Source organism: Acetivibrio ethanolgignens (genome assembly GCF_001461035.1).
GTDB lineage: Bacteria > Bacillota > Clostridia > Lachnospirales > Lachnospiraceae > Velocimicrobium > Velocimicrobium ethanolgignens.
This window is the reverse complement of the sequence record NZ_LNAM01000227.1, coordinates 1-6,641: the sequence shown is the minus strand read 5'-3', so window position 1 is coordinate 6,641 and position 6,641 is coordinate 1. Positions and strand designations below refer to the sequence as shown.

The following is a 6,641-nucleotide window of genomic DNA, read 5'->3' as shown; positions in this document are numbered from 1 at the left end:
AGGCATATTTTAAAATGGAATGAATTTCAAAGAACTTTGGAGGTTCCAGACAGGAGGGGCAGGATGGCAAGGACAGTAGCGACAGGGATACAGGATTTTGAAAAAATCCGGAAAAACGATTATTTCTATATCGACAAGACTTTTTTAATTAAGGAATGGTGGGAAAGTGGCGATGATGTGACTCTGGTTACCCGTCCAAGGCGTTTTGGCAAGACACTGAATATGAGTATGTTAGACTATTTTTTCTCAGTGGATCACGCAGGCAGGAGGGACTTGTTCGATGGGCTTTGCATCTGGAAGGAGGAAGGGTACCGGGAACTGCAGGGAACCTATCCGGTTATCAGTCTGTCCTTTGCAAGAATCAAGGAAAACAATTATGAATATACAAAAAAACAGATTTTCCAGATTATAATAGATTTATACAATGTACATCGTTTCCTGCTGGAGGGGGACTTCCTATCAGACAACGATAAGGAATTTTTCTGCTCTGTAAGCAGCGGTATGCCAGAATATGTGGCAACGGTGGCAATCAATAAGCTGTCGGAGTTTCTATGCCGTTATTATGGCAAAAAGGTCATTATCCTTTTGGATGAGTACGATACACCGATGCAGGAGGCCTATGTATACGGTTACTGGGAAGAAACCGTTTCTTTTTTGAGAAGCTTTTTTAATTCCACGTTTAAGACCAACCCTTACATGGCAAGGGGAATGATGACAGGGATTACAAGGGTAAGCAAGGAGTCTATTTTCTCTGACCTCAATAACCTGAAAGTAATCACAGCTACTTCAGATGAGTATGCAGCAGCCTTCGGCTTTACGCAGGAGGAGGTCTTTGGGGCGCTGGATGAGTATGGCTACAGCGGCAGGAAGGAAGAAATCAAGCGGTGGTATGACGGCTTTATTTTTGGGCAATACAGGGATATCTACAACCCATGGTCGATTCTGAATTTTCTGGACACTGGGAAGATTGGGGCTTACTGGGCAAACACCAGCAGCAACAGCCTGGTGAGCAGCCTTCTAAAGAAGGGGGACAGCGACATCAAGCAGCAGTTTGAATGCCTGTTAAGGGGAGAAACCATATGGTCACTGATAGATGAGCAGATTGTTTTTGGCAGGCTGGACGGAAGCCAGAAATCGGTCTGGAGCCTTCTGCTGGCAAGCGGATACCTGAAGGTGGTTTCCAGTGAAAGCTATGAGGATATTCTTCCAGGGACACAGCCCCGGTATGAGCTTGCCATCACCAACATGGAAATCAATGTGATGTTTAGGGGAATGGTAAGCGACTGGTTCTCGGATTCCCAGCCGGAATATAACAGTTTTATCAAAGCCCTGATTTTAGGGGATGTGGACCATATGAATGACTATATGAATGAGGTGACCCTTCATATGTTTGGCAGTTTTGACACGGGAAGGCAACCTTCCCAGGCACAGCCGGAACGGTTCTACCACGGGTTTGTGCTGGGACTGATGGTTGACATGCAGAGGGACTATATTGTCATCTCCAACGGAGAGAGCGGATTTGGAAGATATGATGTGATGATAGAGCCAAGAGATAAGAAAAAGGATGCCTTTATTCTGGAATTTAAGGTATTCAATAAGCGGAGGGAAAAATCCCTTGAGGACACCGTGAGGGCTGCCCACGCCCAGATCGAGGAGAAGCAGTATGAAGCCGCCCTTGTGGCGAAGGGAATCCCGGCAGGGAATATCCGCAAATACGGCTTTGCCTTTGAGGGGAAGAAAGTATTGATTGGGTGATGGATGGCTTGTAAATTATTTGCCGTGCTTAGATGGAAAGTATGGTGCGTCATGGAATAGAGGAATGAGGAAAAAACCGGAGGTTCATAATAACTTCCGGTTTTTTTATCAATAAGGCAACTCGCGAAGCGTGTTGCCGTTTGATTTACAGGAAAGACTGCTTATGGCGCTCTCTTGTTTTTGGCAAAGGAGATGGGGCAAAGCTTAAAATGGAAAACTTTTATAAATTTTTTTGAAAAACCGCCGGATTTGTGGCGGTTTTGGTGCTGTAGAGGGAGTAAGATGCAGATGCAGATGTGATTTATCAGAGAAGGTATGTGGGAAAAGTGAAAACAATCACTTGAGAGTGTTCATATAGATATTACAGGGAAGAAAGGGCGATTTATATGGGAAATGTGAAGAAAGGTATTTGGAAGAAAAATCTTTCCGGGCTTTTCGTACATATGAGGGAGAAGCTGTTTATAAGGAATGAATTGAGTTTTGTGCATTGTGGATAGGGGAGTTTATGCAGGTTCGTAAGGATAATAGAGGCATAGGTCTTGCACAGATAACAAGCAACCCGATTGGCTGCTGTATTACAAACTTAGAAGGAGACAAAAGATTATGAGATCAAAAAGGATTAGGAAAGGAATCGCGTTTCTGCTGGCATTTGCCATGATGCTTGGTTGCGTGTACGTACCGGGTATCGGCACGGTGATAGCAAAGGCTGCAGGGGCAGATTTCAGCTATGATGAAGCTACGAAGACCCTGACTGTGTATACCAATGAGGGAACTACAAGCTGGATAGAAGAAGTAGGAAATTGGGATACAAAAAGGAAAGAACTGACAACCATTAAGGTTATGGATGGTGTAACGGAAATAGGGGATAAGGCATTTTACAATTGTCAATCATTAGAAGGCATAGATTTGCCGGAAAATGTGACTGTAATTGGAAACTCAGCATTTTCTAAATGTGAAAAGTTAAAAAGTATATCAATACCCAAAAAGGTAGAAGTACTTGATGATACATTTAATCATTGCAAGGTATTAGAAAACATACAACTGCAAAATGGCCTTAAGACACTCAAAGGAGGAGTGTTTCTAAGATGCGATAGCTTGAAAACAGTTGAGCTTCCGGAAACTGTAACAGAAATAGGAGAGGATCGCGGTTTCGGTGTATTTTCCAATAATTCTGGTTTGGAAAGCATAACCATACCGAAAAACGTCACTAAAATTGATCCTAATACTTTTGCTGGTGCTAGAAATCTAAAGGAGGTAATTCTACCATATGGTATCACTGAAATAGGCGGCGGTGCATTTATTAGCTGTTCAAGTTTGGAGACATTAGAGCTGCCGGAGAGTGTCAGTTCGATTGGAGAAAGGGCATTTTTGCAAAGTGGCTTGAAAGAAATTAAAGTTCCTAATCAAGTGAAGAAGATTGAAAACGGGACATTTACGGGATGCAAAAATTTAAAGAAGATAGAATTGCCATTGGGTTTGACAAAAATTGAAGATTACGCATTTTTTGATTGTACAGGACTGACAAGCATAGAACTGCCCCTGTGTCTCACAACAATTGGAAATAATGCATTTGAAGAGTGTACAGGATTGACAAGAATAGAACTTCTTGATTTGGTGAATTCAATTGGAAAAGATGCATTTAAGGGCTGCACCAATTTAATAGAAGTAAAAGTCGATGGAAAAACTCCTGCGACATTAAAGGATCCTAATAAGACAGAATATTCCGGAGTTTTTACTCGCTGTAGTTTTGTTACGCAGAATAAAAAGGGAATTAAAGTATTTTCAGATGTCTATAATACATATTATACGGACTGGACGAACTGGAAGGATTATATAGCAAAAATTGACAGAACCGATACTGACAAGCTTGACGAGGCAGTCCGGGTGACTAAACGTGTGTTGGCATCGGAGGAGCCGGCCAATGCTACCAGTGGTTCTGCCATTGTTGCAGAGATTACAGGCGAAGTTGAAGCTTTAGGATATGGCATTTCAGTTTCCGCAGAGCCGGAAGAACTGTCTATGACAGAGGCTACGAAAGAAGCTCCGGGCAGCATCACCGGAACCATTACACTGACATTAGGTAGTGCCTCCAAAGATGTTAAGGTAGACCTTGTAATTCCAAAGATTCCAAAGACCGATGATGACAAGCTGGAAGAGGCAGAGCAGGCAGCCAGAGCTGTACTCGAAGCAATGACACCGGATAATAATACAGAAGAAGTTACTGTCCTGGAAGCGGTGAAGAAGGAAGTAGACAAGTTAGGCTATGTCGTTGACGTTACGCTTTCTGATTTTGAAAAAGTGGATGCAACTGCCAGCAATCCGGGAAGTGTGACAGGAACGATTGTATTAAAATTAAATGAGGCACAAAGAGAAGTGCCGGTAGAACTGGTAATTGAAAAACTCTCTGGTGGAAATGGTTCCGGTGGTGATGGTGGCTCTGGTAGCGGTGGTTCCGTAAATGGCGGCTCTGGTAGCGGTGGTTCCGGAAATGGCGGCTCTGGTAGTAGCGGTTCCGGCAACAGTGGCTCCGGTAGTGGAGGCACAGCCATCACAGTTCCTGTAACTGGAGATAAAAATACTGTAAATGTCACAGCTAAGGTAGAAAATTCTAAAGCAGTGGTTGATACCATCAAGACAGAGGACATCAATAAATTAGTGACACAGGCAGAGAAGGAAACAAAAGTGGAGGTAGACCTTACAAGTCTTAATAAGAAGATTGACACCGTCATCCTCCCGAATAAATCCATGGAGGAAATCGCAAAGGCGGCAGCCGACAAGACCAACAAGGTAGAAGGGCTTACGGTGAAGCTTACCACAGCTACAGTAGAGCTGGATTCCACAGCCCTGAGTGCCGTGGTAGAGCAGGCAAAGGGTGACGATATCCAGCTGAATGTGGATGACGCGGGAACCACCCGCCTCAATGAGGCCCAGAAGACAGGCGTGGAAAAATTGGACATCCACGGCGGAATCGAAGCCTACTTCACCTGCAACGGCCAGCGCATCGGCGACTTCAAGGGCGGCGAGGCAACGGTAAAGGTCCCGTTTGCAGTCCCAACCGGCTACAGGGCAGCGGGCTTTTCCGTATGGTATGTGGCAGAGGAAGGAGGGACAACGAAGTATGCGAGCATTTATGAGGACGGGTGTTTGGTGTTCGTCGTGGACCATTTCTCCGATTTCCTTATAGTCTATGACAAGGCAGATGCCAACAAGGCAGAAGAGGCAGCGGATACGGACGGCAGCAGGGAAACCGTGACGATGGATACCGCTTTTGGAACGCTACGCCTGAGAGTGGACAAATCCACTAAGACGACCAACAGGCTTGTCTGGGCAGAGGCATCCGGTGCCGACGGCTATGTGGTATACGGTGCACAGTGCAATACCAAGACCAAGACCTATAAGATAGTGAAACAGGAAGTCATCAAGGACGGCAGCACAACCACATGGACAGACAAGGCTTTGAAGAGCGGTACCTACTATAAGTACTATGTAAAGGCATATAAGCTGGTAGATGGCAAGAAAGTATTTATTGCCAAATCAAAGACCGTCCATGCCACGACCACAGGCGGCAAGTATGGCAATGTCAAATCTGTTAAAGTCAATGACACAGACGTAACCTTAAAAGAAGGGGAGACATTTACAATCCAGGCTTCCCAGGTGAAGGCAGACAAGGCAATCCGGGAGCATACGGCAATCAAATATGAATCCGGCAACAAAAAGGTTGCCACAGTAAGCAGCAAGGGAGTTATTACAGCCAAAAAAGCCGGGATCTGTTATATCTATGTCTATGCCCAGAACGGCGTATACAAGAAGGTAAAGGTAACCGTCAAGAAAGCATAGGACTCCACGGGAGCGATTCCTGCGAAGAGAACAGCGGGAAGAGAGAAGAAGCAGTGCGATAATTAAATTTGTAATTTAACCCAAAATCCGTTATACTAAGAAGAGAAACATTAGTATAGCGGATTTTGAAGTATAGCGGATTTTGAAAGAGGCATATTTTAAAATGGAATGAATTTCAAAGAACTTTGGAGGTTCCAGACAGGAGGGGCAGGATGGCAAGGACAGTAGCGACAGGGATACAGTACTTTGAAGAGATTAGGCAAGGGGACTATTTTTATATTGATAAAACTTCTTTTATAAAAGAGTGGTGGGAAAGCGGCGACAGCGTTACGCTGATTACCCGTCCAAGGCGTTTTGGCAAGACACTGAATATGAGTATGTTAGACTATTTTTTCTCAGTGGACCACGCAGACAGGGGAGACTTGTTCGAGGGGCTTTCCATCTGGGAGGAGGAAAGATACCGCAAGCTGCAGGGAACCTATCCGGTTATCAATCTGTCCTTTGCAAGAGTCAAGGAAACCAATTATAGAGCCACAAGGGATAAGATTTGCGAGATATTAAGGAATTTGTATATCAAGTGTTCTTTTCTGAAGGAAAGTGAAGCGCTGACTGATGCGGATCGGGCATATTTTGACAGAATATTATCAGTGGAGGTAAGCGACAGCGATGCGACCTCAGCCCTTTATCAGCTTTCTGATTTCCTGTGCCGCTATTACGGCAAAAAGGTCATTATCCTGCTGGACGAATACGACACGCCGATGCAGGAGGCGTATCTGGAGGGCTATTGGGACGAGCTGGTTTCCTTCACAAGGAGCCTCTTTAATTCCACATTTAAGACGAACCCATATATGGAAAGGGCGGTGATGACCGGGATTACGAGGATAAGCAAGGAGTCTGTTTTCTCCGACCTCAATAACCCTAAGATTATCACAGTCCTCTCGGATAAGTATGCCACTGCCTTTGGCTTTACGGAGGGAGAGGTGTTTGCCGCATATAAATGGTACAATATATATGTACAAAAAATCCAAAATAAAAATGTACAAATGCTA

General features: G+C 44.5%; 3 protein-coding genes. All 3 read left to right on the top strand.

Translation table 11 applies throughout. The features are described 5' to 3' along the window. The first annotated feature begins 63 nt into the window (after positions 1-63). Positions 64-1,755: an AAA family ATPase gene (locus ASU35_RS18210; protein WP_058354380.1), complete on the top strand. Its 1,692-nt coding sequence runs from the start codon at positions 64-66 to the stop codon at positions 1,753-1,755. Positions 1,756-2,358: 603 nt separating this feature from the next. After that, positions 2,359-5,592, top strand: coding sequence for a leucine-rich repeat domain-containing protein (locus ASU35_RS18205; protein ID WP_058354379.1), 3,234 nt, complete (start codon positions 2,359-2,361; stop codon positions 5,590-5,592). Between the two features lie 212 nt (positions 5,593-5,804). Beyond that, positions 5,805-6,641 (top strand): AAA family ATPase (locus ASU35_RS18200; RefSeq protein WP_147525496.1); only part of this gene is annotated, 837 nt, incomplete at its 3' end.